Source organism: Neisseria sp. HMSC03D10 (assembly GCF_001807625.1).
Lineage (GTDB): Bacteria > Pseudomonadota > Gammaproteobacteria > Burkholderiales > Neisseriaceae > Neisseria > Neisseria mucosa.
In genome coordinates this window covers 2,813-3,081 of record NZ_KV789559.1, presented here as the reverse complement: position 1 = coordinate 3,081, position 269 = coordinate 2,813, and the positions used below count along the sequence as shown (strand labels likewise).

Here is a 269-nt window from a genome sequence, read left to right as displayed (position 1 = left end):
CGAATGACCGGATATTATTGGCCGTATAAGCCAGAAGTAACTTTCAGTGTACCTGAGGGGAGAAGCGATATTGTTCCTGTCCCGCATTTAATTGATGATCGGAAAGCAAAAAAAAGAGAAGATAAAGAGACACAAAGTTTCATAGATAAAATAGGTAGAAAAATTGGCTTGCTAGACAAGACAACTCAAGGGAAAAATCGACGTCATACCCGCTGGAAATGCTCCGAACCTGTGTTGCCAGGTGCGGAACGTAAACGTCCAGATCTGAT

Annotated in this window: 1 protein-coding gene; it reads left to right on the top strand. The window is 42.4% G+C overall.

Going from position 1 to position 269, the window contains the following annotated elements; all coding sequences use genetic code 11:
• Positions 1 to 3: 3 nt before the first annotated feature.
• Positions 4 to 269 (top strand): hypothetical protein (locus HMPREF3066_RS13365; RefSeq protein ID WP_210385706.1); only part of this gene is annotated, 266 nt, incomplete at its 3' end.